Source organism: Bacteroidota bacterium, assembly GCA_005882315.1.
Lineage (GTDB): Bacteria > Bacteroidota > Bacteroidia > Chitinophagales > Chitinophagaceae > VBAR01.
On record VBAR01000005.1, the window covers coordinates 103,781 to 120,932 of the forward strand.

A 17,152-nucleotide genomic window follows, 5' to 3' on the forward strand; every position below is an offset into this window, starting at 1 on the left:
TTACCTTTGCACCCCACATCGCGAAGTAGAGCAGCGGTAGCTCGTTGGGCTCATAACCCAAAGGTCGGGAGTTCGATCCTCCCCTTCGCAACTACAGAAAGGCCGTCCGTAAATGGATGGCCTTAATTTTCCTGGCAGTTGAACTTCAACTCATAAGGATTGATTACCTCCTCCATTCCTGCAGTTTGAAGTCAACGGCTTTAAACTTTTTCATGAAAACAGGTTTCGTAAATATTTTCGGACGGCCTAATGCCGGTAAAAGCACCCTTCTGAATGCATTGATCGGTGAAAAGCTTGCAATTGTTTCATCCAAAGTGCAAACAACAAGGCATCGTATAAAAGGAATATTAACCGAAAAAGATTATCAGGTTATTCTTTCCGATACACCCGGTATCATTGAGCCTAAATATAAGCTGCATGAAAAAATGATGCATTCAGTAAAGAATGCTTTAGAGGATGCTGATATTGCTTTACTGATCGTAGATGTAAATGAAAACATAGAGGAGTGTGATTCAATTTTTTCTTCATTGAAACTTAAAGTGCCGGCGATAGTTGTGGTCAATAAAATTGATAGGGCCAGTCAGGAAAAAATAGCAGAGGTGATCAAATATTTCAAAGAAAAGAAATATTGTACCAATACAATTACAATTTCAGCAACAAGCGGTATCAATAAAAAATCTTTCTTAAAACCTATTTTGGAATTGCTGCCAGAAGGTGAACCATTTTATGCTGAAGATGAAATGACGGATCTGAACACAAGGTTTTTTGTTGGCGAAATAGTTCGTGAAAAAATATTTGAACTGATATCAGATGAAATACCTTACCAGGCAACTGTACTGGTTCGTGAATTCAAAGAAAAAACAACACTAGTTAAGATCACTGCTGATATAATTGTGCAGCGGGAATCGCAAAAAGCGATCATATTGGGTGATAAAGGAGCTATGATAAAAAAGATAGGTACATTATCACGATTAGATATTGAGAAATTTCTTCAACAGAAAATTTTCCTGGAGTTGTTTGTAAAAGTGAAAGAGAAATGGCGGGACAATGATCTGTACCTGAAAGAATATGGTTATTAAATTTTAAAATTATGAGTTTTACTGTAGCGATAGTAGGAAGACCGAATGTCGGAAAAAGCACTTTATTCAATCGTTTGCTTGAACAACGGAAAGCAATTGTGGATGATGTAAGCGGTGTAACCCGTGACCGACAATATGGTATTGCAGACTGGAATGGAAAAGTTTTCAACGTAATTGACACTGGCGGTTTTGTGGCAAGAAGCGAAGATGTGTTTGAAAAAGAAATTGCGAAGCAAGTATTGATTGCGGTAGAAGAAGCCAATGCAATATTATTTATGGTAGATGCTGCTACCGGGATCACTCAATTGGATGATGAAATGGCGGCCTTGTTAAGAACTTCAGTAAAACCAGTATTCCTTGTAGTTAATAAAGTTGATAATAGCGACCGTATGCTTGAGGCAACAGAATTTTATAGCATGGGGTTAGAAAAAATATTTTTTATTGCTGCAGCCAGCGGAAGTGGTACGGGTGAATTGCTGGATGCAGTAGCTGAATTAATTCCTGACACAGAAACAGAGGCTGATGATAAAGATCTTCCCAAATTTGCAATCATGGGTCAGCCTAATGTGGGCAAATCATCATTGCTGAATGCGCTGGTAGGGCAGGAGCGTACAATTGTAAGTAATATAGCTGGCACAACAAGGGATACTATTCATACATATTATAATCTTTTCAATAAAGATTTCATTTTGATTGATACGGCTGGTATACGCCGCAAAACAAAAGTGCATGAAGATCTTGAGTTCTATTCAGTGATACGTGCTATCAAAGCAATGGATGAAGCAGATGTATGCTTAATATTAATTGATGCAGAAAAAGGGATCACTCAACAAGACCTGAATATATTTTCACTGGCTGCTAAAAAAGGAAAAGGAATAGTAGTGCTGGTAAACAAATGGGATTTGCATGAAAAAGAAACCAACACAGCCCGTGATTATGAAAATGAATTAAAGAAAAGACTGGCACCCTTTAACGATGTTCCAATTTTGTTTATTTCAGCAAAAGAAAAAACGAGGATTTTCAAGGCCATCGAAACAGGATTGGAAGTGGCTGACAACAGGAGAAGAAAAATAGGAACATCAGCGTTGAATGACGTGATTCAAAAAGCAATTGAAGCTTATCATCCACCAGTAGTAAGAGGAAACCCGGTGAAAATAAAGTATGCGACTCAATTGCCTACTCCTATTCCATCATTTGCTTTCTTTTGCAACTTTCCGGATGATATTAAAACTCCTTACCGTAATTATCTTGAAAATCAGTTAAGGCTGCAATTCGAATTTTTAGGGGTACCCATCCGTATATACTTTAGAAAAAAATAGATCTGGCTTTATTAGGGTCTTTTATTGATTGCAAATGTTCGCTTTTAGAAGACATGTTTGCTTGAAATCAATAGTTGACTTTACCTGAGATTTCAATTGTGAAAAATTTGGTCAATTCCTTTTGGCGGCTACCTTTGCGCCTTCAATTTTAACCTTAAAAAAACAAAGTACAATGAAGAAATTTTTTGCAATCGCTGCAATCGCTACTGTTTTAGTTGCTTGTGGTGACGAAAAGAAAACTACTGAGGAAACAAAAGTGGTTGGTGATACTATTTCAAATGCTGCAACTGAAGCTGCTAATGCTGCAGATACTACAGGAAAAGCTGCAATGGATACTTTTAAAACTGTTGTAGATACTCTTAAGAAGTAATCGTTGTACTTTTTACAATTAATCTTCTTGCAAGAAGGTCCCCTTGGTCCAAGCCTGGGGGATTTTATTTTAATGACTTTACTATAGCTTTTCTCAAGTAATTGTTATCTTGTCCTTCCTTCAATCCACTTTCTTTGAAAACCTTTTCGGGATGTTCTATGAGGCAAAAATGATGTATGAAAAGGTTTCGGGTTTTAATTTCTCCGTGCTTACTTATTAGTTTGGTTTGTTTTATTAAACAGGCTGAAGCCCAATTTGTGATGGGTTCTGCAACCTATTCTCAAAATCTCAACACCCTTGGGACTGGAAGTATTACTGCTGTAGGGGGTAATCTTGGAAGCCATAATGCGACACTAACTGGTTGGTATTTTGAAGAAACGGGCTCAAATCAGAATACTACGATGACTGCTGATGATGGCAGCAATGCTAACGGAGATAGTTATAACTATGGTGCAAATCTTGGTTCCGATCGTTCTTTAGGTTTACTGCAAACCGGCACATTGAATTCTTCATTTGGTTTTTATTTTACAAATAACACCGGTTTTACCATTACAAGATTATTTGTAAGGTTCGTTGGTAAGCAATGGCGTTTAGGTGAAGCAGGCAGGCTTGACAAACTCGATTTTCAATATAGTGCCAACGCAACAAGTCTCAATAATGGAAACTGGTTTGATGCAGATGCATTGGATTTTATTGCTCCAGTAAACGTCGGTATACCGGGCCCTCTTAACGGTAATGATCCAGCTAATCAAACCACAGCTATTTATATTATCCAAAATCTTTTTATAGTACAAGGTTCATCATTTTTTATAAAATGGACGGATTTTGATGCCACTGGAAATGATGATGGCCTAGCTATAGATAATGTTGATATTGCATTCCTATTTAATCCATACAGTACAGAACATTTTCGAACAGTACAGTCAGGTGCCTGGATAAATTTGAATACGTGGGAATCTTCACCAGATAATATATCATGGCTGCCTGCAACTACAATACCCACTGCCCATGCAGAAACAATAATCATACGTAATAGCCATACGGTTTCTTATGCTGCTATAATAGGTGTGGATGAGTTAACGATTGCCAATGGCGGCGTACTCGATATAGTCAATGGTAATTTTTTAATTGTAGACGGACCCGGAGATGATGTCAACATTCAGAATGGAGGTGCTATGCATTTGTCTATTGCCAATACACCGCCTAATTTTAGTGATGCAAGCGCAGTGCTTAATGTCAGCGGAGGCGGAATATTAAAGGTAAATGCAGATGGAATGACAGATGCCGGTATAGGTGTCAATTCAAATAATATAGTTTATAAGGATCAATCAATACTTGAGACAGGTATTGGGTTTTCAACTGCCGGGGTAACTTATTTTCCAAATGTAAATGCTGCAACAATTCCTGTATTTCGTACAGTTAATTTCGGCGCATTAACTGTTGGCGCCAATACAACTACTACGATCAATGGTGTATTCGAAGCAAATGGTACAGGACTATTCACCTGGGAGAATGGAGGGAATAAGATTTTCAGAAATGGGATCAGGGGTGGCGGAAATGTTGTTGCAGATGCAAGTGCTAGTACTGCCAAATTCATTATTAACGGAACGACTGCAGAATTAGGAGGGAGTGGAAATCTTGCAGTACCGGCTATTGGTGGATTGGAAATTGGAACCAGTTCTTATGTGACCATGATCTCAAATAAAACAGTGACCGGTAATATTTTTCTTTTAAGTGATTCTTATGTTGAGTTAGGAAATAATTCTCTGACAGTAACTGGAACTATCGCAGGAGGTGCTAACAACAGTCATGTTATAACGAACGCAACCGGCTTTCTTAAAATTAAAAATGTAGGGATAACACAGGTTGATTTTCCGGTCGGTCATTCAATCTCTTCATACAACCCGGTAAGTTTTTCAAACCCAGGTACAATCATCGATTTTGATGTAAGAATAGTATCGGGTATCAGTCCATCAATTGCATTTCCTGCTTATGCTGTAAACAGGACATGGGTCATTAATACTTCTGCAGTGCCATCCACTGGCGTAATAACCAAATTTCAGTATGACGCGGCGCATTGCAACGTAGGGGTATTACCACAGCCGCAGCCAATGGAGCTATTAAAAAATGTATCACTGGTATGGAATGTGATTGCGACCAATTTAAGTCCGGTTGGTTCAGATCCATTTATTGTAACAGCAAATTCTGTTACTTCATTTAATACACCTTTTTCAGTGGGAAGAAATGGCGGATGGGCATTGCCGGTTCAATTGCTTTCATTCAATGCAGTAAAAAGAAACAATACGTCTTCAGAAATTTTATGGGAGTTGGGAGTATGTTGCTCCCGCAATGCAAGTTTTGAAGTACAACGTTCAATTGATGGTAACAGTTTTATGAGAGTAATTACTGTTGGTGGAAGTGAAACAAACCGTTTTTATAAAACTGAAGACGATTCATTGCCCGAGGGCATGATTTATTACAGGCTTAAAATAACTGATGAAAATGGCAAGATCACTTATAGCAAAGTTATAATGATACTGAATAAAAAAACTGTTATTAATTCAGCAAGGCTATATCCATCTATTGTACTGTCTACTGCTACTCTTGATATTAATGCTGAAGAAAATAAACTGCTTGATTATATAATAACAGATATGAATGGAAGGGTACTTTCTAAAAAACAGTTACAAGTGTTACGTGGCAATAATAGAACGGAACTTAAACTGGATCATTTAGCGGTTGGTATTTTCACTATCATCATCAGCAATGGATCTAAAACTATATTTATTGGCCAGTTTGCAAGACAGTAAGCCCGATCAATCGTTTCTATTGAGCCCTCTCAATATTTGGAAAGGTATTTTTACGAGCCTTTAAAATTTAAATCTCTAAAGCTTTGAATAGAATAAACTCCGATGTAATTTGTGTCGGCGATCTTCTACAGCTATCCTTTTTGAAACTCCCCTTAGAAATTCTTTATCGATTGAAAAGCCGGTTGAAATCCTGTTCCTAATGATAGGCCGTAACCTACTTTATGAAAACACAATCCGGAATTAAAATGAAACTGCTTGCAATTTTGTTATTGCTAATGATTACAAATATATTGCCTGCCCAAAATGAAAAAGGCACACGGGAAAAATGGAAATTGGATAAAAATAAATACCTGACGGGTGGGTTGGTACTTGTCGGAGGTACTGCAAAAGGATTTAATGAAACATTACAGTTTCATTGGAAAAGCTTCAAAAAAGCCTTCCCTGATGCTAACCCCGATTGGTTTAATCCTGCTATAAGCTGGAGAAATAAGTACGAGGATGGTAACCCTAATAATGGTGCTAATTTTCCTTTATCCACTTCTGTGCTGATCATGTTTACAGATCAATATCACCTGAATAATTTTATTAGTAGAAGTGCATTGACCACTGCCCTCGTAATTAAAATAGGGGAAAAGAAAAAACGCTTTGGCTACTATGTAAAAGATTTTCTTTTTTATACCCTATGTTACCAGGTTGGTTGGTCTGCTAGCTACATTCCATTTAAGTATAAAAAAGTATAAGCTGTTATTGAAAGATCTTAACCAGGTTTTCAACTTGTTTTTTAAATTGTTTTAATTCATCTTTTTGCTGGTTGATAAAAATATTTTTATCCAGTTTGCCAATTACTTTTTCCATCTCGGTGGTGTTGTCATATACCATTTTACGAAAATCGCTTTGATAGTCCTTTGCCCTTGAATCAAAGATCGATTTTACCATCCATTCTTTTGTTTCGGTTGCTTGTTGAAGCAATGAATCAAACAATTTTTTTGAAAATGCGCTTGGAGAAATTTTTAATATCTCCAGCAATGAAGCAAATGCATGTTGGAATTTTTGTTCCGGGTAGGCTACACTGTTTTTCCGGTAAAAGGAATGGACTTCATCCCAACTGCGGATCTTTCCAGTCCTGATATTTCTGATCAAAGTACCGGCTGATAATTCAGGTATTAATTGCCCACCGATATTTATCCATGCAGCCCGTTTTGCCTGGAATGGCAGGGCCGCATATAATTTTTTCCACTTATTTATTTTGTGTTTATCAATAAACTCGATCAATTGTACAACGCCGTAATAAATAATAAGACGTTTGAAAATATGATAGCTTTCTTCCCCTTTTACAATTTCTGTTTTACGTTTTGCATTTTCGAAACCCGGGGCAAGCAATTCAAGTTTATTAGCATAAACCTCATTCAGTTCAAGCAACGATTCTCCGGTTTTCAATAATTCTTTGGGAGGTATTGTTTCTTTGATTTTTACCTGGTAGGCTTCGCCTGTGATCTTTTTGAGCAGTGTTAAGGCATCAAAAATCTCATTAACAGTATCCGGCGCCAAATAATCATATTCGATATGTTGCGATTTATCGGTGCGGTTATCCCTGTCAACATATTTACCTGCATTTCTTGCCAGTGCATACATATTGTATTGAAACCAATACGCAGGCATGATAACTAATTTATCATTACTCACATCATTATTCACCAATGAAAAAGGTATCGGAATATTCAGCTCAGCAGGAAAATCACTTTTTGCTATTATAGTATAAGAAGCAAATTTTGAATTATGTTTAAGACTTACACAGAGCCCTGGCCAGAACCCGCGGCCAGCAACAATTTCACCATCTGCACCACGACTGTTATGATTACTGCCGATGGTGGCGCCTGCTGCCATATTGGATTGACCCATCACGGTTGCGGCGCATAGAAAAGAGTTATTATGATGTTGCTCATGAGCTGGAAAAATAAGAGAATTTAAAACCTCGCAACATGAAATAGTTGAGTTGTCGCCGAGATAGGAGTTAATAAGCCTTGCACCATATTTAAGCTGTGAGTTGGATGCAAGAATAAAACGAACTGCTTTTACACCATAAAATATCCGGCAGCCAAACCCGATAATTCCGTTTACGATCTCGCAACCTTCACCAACCTGCGATTTTGCTTCGGGAGAAGAATTGATGGTAAGATTTTTTAATTTGTTGGCACCCTTCAGGTAAGCATCAGATCCTATCCATACATCTTTAATTATTTTACAATTTTTAATAACAGTACGATCGCCAACTTTACCGTAATAACCTCTTTGTTTGTCAAACCGCTTTTCAGTAAACTCTTTAAATTTCTGCAATAGCTTTTCATCATCCCTGTATTTTGACCATAGCCACGCATCACCTGGTTGCATTCCGTTAAAGGGCATTACTTTTCTGCCGGCATTTTCATTACATATCTCGATCCAGATCCGAACAGACTCTGATTCACCATCTTTTATTATACCATTTCCAAATTTGGAATGATCGGTAGTTGCCATTTCATTGATATTGGCCAGTATCACTTCATTACCGATTATATAATGTGATAAGTAGTTAACATTATCAATTGCCACGTTATCGCCCAAATCGCAACTGATGATGGTGCTGTTATATAAGCCAACAGCCAGGCGAATATTGTTGAATTCAAGAAAAAAAGGTTCTAGTTTACCGATTCTTACTAGTCCATAAAATTTACAGCCTTTTACCAGTTCAGGGTTAAATGCGTCGGATACGAAAACTTTATCCCAGTTATCCGAACTATTCCTGTTGCGGATCAATACTTCTGTTTCCAATGTAGTAAGCTTGCGGTATTTTATTCCACTGCGGTTTTGAAGATTACGCAGGTGATATTCATTTTTACCTTTGGGAATAAATTCTTTCGGGATAAAACCGTAGCCAAGCGAAGCAATTGGTTTTTTAATGATATTGTTCATGCTGGTTGTTACTTCCTTGCTGCCTGTTAAAGCAAACAATCTTTTTTGTTTATATATTTCTCCATTCGTAGTTTAAGAAAATAAATTTTCGGATTGAAAATACAAGTAATCGGCCACCAGCAACTACTCAACGGTAACACTCTTTGCCAAATTTCTCGGTTTGTCAACATCACATCCTTTTGCTACTCCAATATAATACGCTAAAAGCTGAAGCGAAATAACACTAAGCATAGGGGCTACTATTTCATCTGCTTCCGGTACTATCATCACGTCTTCTGACAATGAGGTACTCATTTCATCGCCTTCAGTAATTACAGAGATCACTCTTCCTTTTCTTGCTTTTATCTCCTGCATATTACTTACTGTTTTTTCATGGTATGTATCTTTTGTAGCAACAAAAACAACAGGCAGGGTTGCATCCACCAATGCAATAGGACCATGTTTCATTTCTGCTGCAGGATAGCCTTCGGCATGTATGTAAGAAATTTCTTTAAGCTTTAAGGCGCCTTCGAGTGCAACAGGGAAATTATAGCCACGGCCGAGATAAAGGAAATCTCTTGCGTCTTTATATTTTTCAGCAAGGGCTTTTATATGGTCTTTTGATTTTAATACCCATGCAGCTTTCTCCGGTATTTCCTGCAGTTCATTTAATAAATGCAAATATCTTTCTTCATCAATCGTTCCTTTCATATGTGCAACTTTCAGAGCTATCATGGTAAGCACAGCCAACTGTGCAGTAAAGGCTTTAGTAGATGCTACACCAATCTCCGGTCCGGCATGTGTATAGGCTCCGGTATGACTTGCCCTGGCAATGGAAGACCCTACCACATTTACCACACCCATAATTATGGCGCCTTTTGCTTTTGCATTTTCAATAGCCACTAATGTATCCGCCGTTTCACCGCTTTGTGAAATAGCAATGATGATATCACCTTTATTGATCACCGGATTACGATAGCGGAATTCGGATGCATACTCCACTTCTACATTCACACGGCATAGTTCTTCAAAAATATATTCTGCTACCAATCCCGCATGCCAGCTGGTGCCACAGGCAACCATAATTATTCTTTTTGCATGAAGAAGCTGTTCTGCATATTGCTGAATGCCACTCATAGTAATGGTGCCTGCTGCAGGATCCAATCTTCCTCTTAAACAATCATATATAGTTTGCGGCTGTTCAAATATTTCTTTAAGCATGAAGTGGTCATAACCGCCTTTTTCAATTGCTGCTAATTCTATATCCAGCTTCTGAACATATGGCGTCAGCTTTTCATTACCAAGATTTTTTAAGATGAGTTCATCTGGTTTTACAATGGCCAGTTCATAATCATTTACATAAACTACTTCTTTTGTGTACTCAAGCATTGGCGATGCATCACTACCCAAAAAATGTTCGCCTTTTCCAATACCAATTACAAGAGGACTTCCTTTTCTTGCTGCAATGATGGTATCGGGACTGTCTTCATCGATCAATAAAATAACGTACGCTCCTGTTACCCTTTTCAGTGCTATTCTTAATGCTTCTTCAAGACTACACTGGTTGTTATTTTTTATTTCTTCAATAAAATTCAATAATACTTCTGTATCCGTATCGCTGGTAAATTCATATCCTTTACTGATGAGTTCTTTTTTAAGCTGTGCATAGTTTTCAATGATGCCATTATGGATCATGGCCAGCTTACCGCTTTTTGAAAGATGGGGGTGTGCATTGCGGTCATTCGGCTCGCCATGTGTGGCCCAGCGGGTATGACCGATGCCAATATGAGCATGCAGGTTTTTACCAACGATGCTATCCTCAAGCTCGGCTACCTTTCCTTTTTTCTTGTAAACTTTCAGACCGGTTGAATTATTTAGTGCTACGCCGGTACTATCGTAACCGCGGTATTCAAGGCGTTTGAGTCCTTTAATGATGATCGGATAAGCTTCTTTAGGGCCGGTATATCCTACTATTCCACACATGGGCTTTTTGGTTTTTGTGATTATCCTGATAGCAACCCGGATAGATTGAATTTTTGCAACACGAAAGTCATAAAAATAGGGGAGATGGCAAAGGATGATTTATCCTTTAGAGAAGAACACCTTTAAGTAACAGGAAAGCAGTGCCAAAATAAATAAGCAGGCCGGTTACATCCACCAATGTTGCCACAAAAGGAGTGGAGGAAGCGGCAGGGTCAGCTCCCATTCTTTTCAATAAAAGCGGAAGCATGGAGCCCATAATTGTGCCCCACATTACTACGCCAATTATTGCAATCCCAATGGCTATACCGATGCGAACGAAATGTTCTCCAAACAAGCCAAAAAATTCGTGACCACCAATAACAATAAGGCATCCAAATACACCCAGCGTTGCACCCATCATAAAACCGGTGAATATTTCCCTTCGTGCAATAAGCCACCAATCGCTTAGTTTGATTTCATTTAATGCCATTGCCTGAATGATCAGTGTTGCAGCTTGTGAGCCACTATTGCCGCCACTTGAAATGATCAATGGGATAAAAGTGGATAGCACTAAAACCTGTTCCAGTGTTGCCTGGAAACTCGACATAGCAGCAATTGTCAGTGTTTCACCCACAAATAATATCAACAACCAGATGATCCTTTTTTTATACAGTTTTTTTAATGGCACTTCCAGGTAGGGTTCTTCCAACGCTTCAGTACCCCCCATCTTCTGCATGTCTTCAGAAAATTCTTCTTCGGCTACCCAGAGTATATCGTCGATAGTTACAATGCCGAGTAGCTTATTGCTGTTGCTCACCACTGGCAGTGCCACCCTGTTCTCGGTTTTAAATGCTTCACTGGCTTTTTCCTGGTCATCATATGCATTCAGCTTTGTTACCCGGTTATTCATCAGCTCCGAAACTTTTGTTTTTGGATTACTGAGAATAAAATCACGGATGCGGATATCATCCAGCAACTCGCCTGCTTCATTTATCACATAGATCACATTGATGGTCTCACTGTCTTTTCCGTATTTGCGTATAGTGGCAAAAACTTCTTCTACTGTATTATGCGGATACACCCAAACATAGTCTGGGGTCATCAGCCTTCCAATACTATCTTCCGGGTAGCCTAATAACGATAATGTTGTTTTTCTTTCTTCAGGGTTAAGAAGTTTTATCAGTTCTCTTACAGCATTGCTGGGCAGTTCTTCCAAAAAATCAGTACGGTCATCTGGTGAAAGTGCATTAAGTAATTCTGCAGTTTTATAAGGGGGCAGTTCATGAATTATTTTTTTCTGCTCGGCCAGGTCAAGGATCTTAAATACATTGGACGCCCTGTTTATTTTCATATGGGTAATGATATAGGCTTCCTGGTCGGGAAAATGTTTGATCAGGTCGGCCACATCACTGATGTTCTGATGATCTAAAAACTCCCGTGAAGCAATTTCATTACCTGATTCCAGCAGGTATTCAAAATGATTGATAATATTTCCGCTAAGGATTTCTGACATATTAATTTCAAGGTTGCCTGCCGGTAGGCAGGGCTTCAAATTTAAGTTGCTTCACTGAAAACCTGTTTTATATTTTTGTAGATAATGATACACCCGGCAATTCATATTAGTATGTCAGATGGAAAAGGAAGAGGTGTTTTTACCAATGAAAAAATTGAGAAGGGAACTGTGATAGAAATTGCTCCTGTGATAGTAATGAATGCGGCAAATAAAAAATTGCTTGATCAGACATTGCTGCATGATTATATTTTTGAATGGGGTGATGACAGAACACATTGTGCAATGGCGTTGGGTTGGGTGCCAGTATATAATCATTCCTATTTATCCAACTGTGAATATGAAATGGATTTTGAAGCACAGACCATTGCTGTAAAAGCTATGCGTGATATTGAACCCGGCGAAGAACTGTTTATTAATTACAATGGCGATTGGGATGATGCCAAACCTATCTGGTTTGATGCAAAATAAAAATCCCGGCATTTCGGCCGGGACTCAACTTTCTATATAAAATTTATTATTCAAACTTGATCTGCCCTTTTATTTCGCCACCACCATAAGTAGCAGTATGAATGTTTACATAATACATTCCATTTAACAGATCCGCTTCTTTTATTGCCACACCGTCGATAAATAAGGTGCCGCTGTAAGATCCGCAGCTAGTAGGGCCAGCAACGCCATTTACTTTACAAGGAACGATACTTGCGGCAGTAAATGTTTGAAATACCGGAGCTGAAAAACCAACAGGTGCCAAACCATGAATATGAAAAATAGTTACCGGACCAGTTAAGCCTGTCCAGGAAAAATTATAAGTTAATGTTTTGGATAGCCTGCTATAGCTCACATTCAACTTGCCCAATGCACTAGATGGATTGGCAGGAACTTCCTGTGCTCCACTCATTACAATATCTGATTTCATGTACAGATTCTGATGTTCTACATCATCGCGACGGCAGGAGGCAAGGGTAATAATAAAAGCAATAATAATAATGGGAAATGCAGTTAGTCTCATTTTAGTCATGGTTGCAGAATTTGAGTAAAAATAAGAAGTTTTTTGAAATGGCAATATTTTTAAAACGAGGGTTTAAGGGTTGTGGAAAAAGGGTTTTTAAGATGGGAAAATGAAAATCGTAACTTGACGGTTACCAAAACCAATTATTATGAATCAACTGACCGATTCCCGTAGTCGCATTCAATCAATTGATATATTAAGAGGGCTTGTAATGGTGATTATGGCAATTGACCATGTCCGTGATTTTTTTTACAAAGCAGACCTGGGAAAGGCAGCCGATGCGGCAATGGACCCAACAAATATGGAAACCACTTATCCTGCACTTTTTTTCACCCGCTGGATAACGCATTTCTGTGCACCCATTTTTGTTTTCCTGGCTGGAACTTCTATCTATCTAATGAGTCAGCGAAAGTCAAAAGCAGCGATCAGCAGCTTTTTAATTAAACGTGGCTTCTGGCTGGTTTTTGTTGAACTCATTATTATAACATTTGGATGGACATTCAATCCTTTTTTCAACCTTTTTATAATGCAAGTCATTTGGGCAATTGGAGTAAGCATGATCCTGATGGGCATTCTTGTGTTGCTGCCTTACAAAATAATTTTTGCAATCGGTTTATTGATAGTTGCCGGGCATAATCTAACAGATATTTCTTCAGTTGGCTCGGGATTAAGGGGAACGGTTTTAGGCGACCTGCTTTATTTCTCCAATTTTTCAATCTATAAACTCTGGGATGGCCATTATTTCCTGATCGTATATGCATTTCTTCCATGGACAGGAGTAATGTTGCTGGGTTATTGTTTTGGAAAATTATATCAACAGGGAGTTGATGCAATATGGCGAAGAAAAATGTTACTTAGAATTGGTGGTGGGTTGGTGATATTGTTTGTAATTCTTCGTTTCAGTAATCTGTATGGCGACCCGCTTCCGTGGAGTTCGCAGCCGAGAGGAAGTGTTTATACATTTTTATCATTTCTTAACCTCAATAAATACCCGCCATCATTGCTGTTTCTTTGCATGACCATTGGGCCTGGCATTTTATTTTTAGCATTTATTGAAAAAATACAAAACGGATTTACGAGGATAATGAATGTTTATGGTCGTGTGCCGATGCTTTACTATATCCTGCATTTTTATATTATTCATCTGCTCCTTGTAGTCGAATTTTACAGGCAAGGTCATGGGGCAAATGAGATTATTCCAAAAGGAGCTCCTTTTTATTTCAAGACACCGGATCTGGGTTTTGGATTGTTGGGTGTTTATGCAATCTGGATTTTTGTAGTTGCAATATTATATCCTGTTTGTAAAAAATACGACAAGTATAAAACTGCACATGCAAAAGAGAAGTGGTGGCTGAGTTATATATAGATTAGATGATAGATAATAGTGGATAGATGATAGTTTAGGGAGTTTTATCATTGTCAGTTATCATCTATCCACTATTATCTATTTCAGTTTGCTCTTGATTTCTTGCAACTTCAGCAATGCTTCTACCGGGGTAAGGCGATTGATATCAATATCGCCGAGTAATTTTCTTATTTCGTCAAATGTTTCGCTATGTGCATCAAAAATAGAAAGCTGCATTTGCGGTAGCGAAAGGTTCTTTATTTTTTTATCTAATGACTCCGTATTCTTGACTCCCGACTCCGAACTCCCGACTTCATGTATTGCTTCTAAATATTTAAGAATCTCATTAGCTCTATCAATCAATGAAGGCGGCATACCTGCCATTTTTGCTACATGAATACCGAAACTGTGAGTGCTTCCGCCCCTTGCCAATTTGCGCAGGAAAATAATTTTATTGCCTACTTCTTTATTGGTGACATGATAATTTTTTACTCGTGGTAGTTTTTCTTCAAGTTCATTCAATTCATGATAGTGAGTAGCAAATAAAGTTTTGGGTTGATGAGCTGTTGCGTGCAAATGTTCAACAATACTCCACGCAATGGAAATGCCATCGTAAGTAGAAGTGCCTCTTCCGATCTCATCCAGCAAGATCAAACTCCTGCTTGTGATGTTATTTATGATAGAAGCTGTTTCATTCATTTCCACCATAAAAGTGGATTCGCCACCGCTGAGGTTATCGGAAGCACCAACTCTTGTAAATATTTTATCTGTCAAAGAAATCTTTGCTTCAGCTGCAGGAACAAAACTCCCGATATGTGCCATTAATGTTATTAATGCCGTTTGACGAAGCAATGCAGATTTACCACTCATATTTGGCCCGGTAAGAATAATAACCTGCTGTTCAGTTTTATTTAACTCAATATCATTTGAAATATATGATTCGCCAATCGGTAAATTTCTTTCGATCACAGGATGACGGCCCTCTTTGATGATGAGTTCAGGTTCATTATGTAATTGCGGCTTGCGGTAATGAAACTGCAAAGCATTATTGGCAAAACAACTAATACAATCAAGCGTAGCTAAAATATTTCCATTAGCCTGCACCGGTTGCAGGTAATCCATTAGTTCGTTTAGCAATGCTTCAAATAATTCCAGTTCTAATTTTAATATCTTTTCTTCAGCACCGGTGATCTTTTCTTCATAGTCTTTTAATTCCGGTGTGATATAACGTTCGGCGTTTGTAAGTGTTTGTTTGCGCATCCATTCGGCCGGCACTTTGTTTTTATGTACATGTGTTACTTCAAGATAATAGCCAAACACATTATTGAAACCGATCTTTAATGATGAAATGCCGGTTGCTTCAGCTTCTTTCTGCTGCAACTGGACCAAATAACTTTTTCCGGAATGTGAAATATTTCGTAGCTCATCCAGCTCATGGCTGATCCCACTATTAATCATTCCGCCTTTTACAGCCAATGCAGGAGGATTATCAATGATCTCTTTAAAAATCTTCTCTGCGATATAAGGGCAGGGATTTAGCGCATCGCCGAGACGTTTCAAATATTCATTGGAAGAACTTAAACAAAGTTGTTTGATGATCTCAACCTGTTTTAAACCTCTTGCCAGTTGCAATACTTCACGGGGGTTGATCTTCTTTAATGGAATTTTTGAAACCAATCTTTCAATATCACCGCATTGGCGAATATGTTGTGAGATCTTATTGCGCAGGTCGGTTTCTTTTATAAAAAACTCAACTGTATCAAGTCGTTCATTTATCTTCTGAATATCTTTTAGCGGAAAAACGATCCAGCGTTTCAATAATCTTGCACCCATTGGTGAAGCTGTATTATCTAAAACATCCAATAGTGTATGTCCTGCTTCGGAATTTCTTGATATTAATTCCAGGTTCCTGATGGTGAATCGGTCCATCCATAAAAAATCATCACGATCGATTCTTTGTAGCGCAATAATATGCTGCAGGTTGGGGTGCTCTGTTTCTTTTAAATAATGTAAGATCGCTGATGCTGCTATCAACCCTTTTCTCATTTCATCCACTCCAAAACCTTTGAGTGAATGCGTTTGAAAATGTTTCAGTAAGGTATCTTCTGCATAGGCTTCGGTAAAGATCCATTCATCCAATGTGTAGGAATAAACTTTTGCTCCAAAATTTTCTTTGAAATTTTTTTGCTTGTGACGCTGGAAAACAACTTCGGCCGGTTTAAAACCCTGTATGAGTTTGTCTGCATATTCACGGTCGCCTTCGGCAATAAAAAATTCACCGGTTGAAATGTCGAGAAAGGCCAGGCCGTATTGATCGTTTTCACCAAAATGAATTCCGGCTAAAAAATTATTGCTATTATGTTCAAGCAATTTGTCATTTGTAGTAGTGCCGGGAGTTACCATTTCCGTTACGCCACGTTTTACAATTCCTTTTGCCAGCTTGGGATCTTCCAACTGATCGCAAATAGCAACACGGTAACCGGCTTTTACCAGTTTATGCAGATAAGTATCAAGTGCATGATGAGGAAAACCTGCAAGTTCAGAAGAAGACGCAGCGCCATTATTTCTTTTTGTAAGTGTAATACCCAGGACCTGCGAAGCAATCACTGCATCAGGCCCGAAGGTTTCGTAAAAGTCCCCTACACGGAAGAGCAGAATGGCATCAGGATATTTTTGTTTAATAGCCTTATGCTGCTGCATTAGTGGGGTATCAGAAGTCGTAGTCTTTGCCATTGTTCACCCGGATTTACCGGCAGGCGACAAAAATAAGGAACTGTTTATGTAACTCTACTTTCTTCTGCATCCCTAATAAAATTA

General features: G+C 38.3%; 12 protein-coding genes and 1 tRNA gene. 8 read left to right on the forward strand and 5 right to left on the reverse strand.

The annotated features are described in order from the left end of the window. Positions 1-19 precede the first annotated feature (19 nt). From E6H07_18130 to E6H07_18155, 6 genes are all read left to right on the forward strand, one after another. A tRNA-Met gene (locus E6H07_18130) sits at positions 20-94 on the forward strand. Positions 95-212: 118 nt separating this feature from the next. Then, positions 213-1,079, forward strand: coding sequence for a GTPase Era (locus E6H07_18135; GenBank protein ID TMI61817.1), 867 nt, complete (start codon positions 213-215; stop codon positions 1,077-1,079). An 11-nt stretch (positions 1,080-1,090) separates the two neighbouring features. Next, complete coding sequence (locus E6H07_18140) at positions 1,091-2,398, forward strand: ribosome biogenesis GTPase Der (protein ID TMI61818.1); 1,308 nt, start codon at positions 1,091-1,093, stop codon at positions 2,396-2,398. A gap of 172 nt (positions 2,399-2,570) precedes the next feature. Continuing rightward, positions 2,571-2,768: a hypothetical protein gene (locus E6H07_18145; protein ID TMI61819.1), complete on the forward strand. Its 198-nt coding sequence runs from the start codon at positions 2,571-2,573 to the stop codon at positions 2,766-2,768. A 176-nt stretch (positions 2,769-2,944) separates the two neighbouring features. Next, positions 2,945-5,578 carry a hypothetical protein gene (locus E6H07_18150; GenBank protein TMI61820.1) on the forward strand — a complete coding sequence of 878 codons (2,634 nt, stop codon included), beginning with the start codon at positions 2,945-2,947 and terminating at the stop codon, positions 5,576-5,578. Positions 5,579-5,799: 221 nt separating this feature from the next. Then, the gene (locus tag E6H07_18155) at positions 5,800-6,318 is read left to right on the forward strand and encodes a hypothetical protein (protein TMI61821.1); all 519 of its coding nucleotides are present in this window, start codon (positions 5,800-5,802) and stop codon (positions 6,316-6,318) included. Between the two features lie 4 nt (positions 6,319-6,322). Here E6H07_18155 and E6H07_18160 read toward each other — a convergent pair whose 3' ends face one another. From E6H07_18160 to mgtE, 3 genes are all read right to left on the reverse strand, one after another. Beyond that, complete coding sequence (locus E6H07_18160; protein ID TMI61868.1) at positions 6,323-8,527, reverse strand: DUF4954 family protein; 2,205 nt, start codon at positions 8,525-8,527, stop codon at positions 6,323-6,325. 123 nt (positions 8,528-8,650) lie between these two features. Further along, complete coding sequence (gene glmS, locus E6H07_18165; protein TMI61822.1) at positions 8,651-10,489, reverse strand: glutamine--fructose-6-phosphate transaminase (isomerizing); 1,839 nt, start codon at positions 10,487-10,489, stop codon at positions 8,651-8,653. A gap of 106 nt (positions 10,490-10,595) precedes the next feature. After that, positions 10,596-11,981 carry a magnesium transporter gene (gene mgtE, locus E6H07_18170; protein TMI61823.1) on the reverse strand — a complete coding sequence of 462 codons (1,386 nt, stop codon included), beginning with the start codon at positions 11,979-11,981 and terminating at the stop codon, positions 10,596-10,598. A gap of 84 nt (positions 11,982-12,065) precedes the next feature. Between mgtE and E6H07_18175 the strand changes: the two genes are divergently transcribed. Then, entirely contained in the window at positions 12,066-12,449 is a 384-nt protein-coding gene (locus E6H07_18175) for an SET domain-containing protein (protein TMI61824.1), read from the forward strand. A gap of 46 nt (positions 12,450-12,495) precedes the next feature. Here E6H07_18175 and E6H07_18180 read toward each other — a convergent pair whose 3' ends face one another. Further along, complete coding sequence (locus E6H07_18180; GenBank protein ID TMI61825.1) at positions 12,496-12,999, reverse strand: CHRD domain-containing protein; 504 nt, start codon at positions 12,997-12,999, stop codon at positions 12,496-12,498. 139 nt (positions 13,000-13,138) lie between these two features. Here E6H07_18180 and E6H07_18185 point away from each other — a divergent pair, with 139 nt between their 5' ends. Continuing rightward, positions 13,139-14,356, forward strand: a complete 1,218-nt coding sequence (locus E6H07_18185) for a DUF1624 domain-containing protein (GenBank protein TMI61826.1) — start codon at positions 13,139-13,141, stop codon at positions 14,354-14,356. A gap of 78 nt (positions 14,357-14,434) precedes the next feature. Here the strand turns inward: E6H07_18185 and mutS are convergent, their stop codons facing one another. Beyond that, positions 14,435-17,068, reverse strand: a complete 2,634-nt coding sequence (gene mutS / locus E6H07_18190) for a DNA mismatch repair protein MutS (protein TMI61827.1) — start codon at positions 17,066-17,068, stop codon at positions 14,435-14,437. Positions 17,069-17,152: the final 84 nt, after the last annotated feature.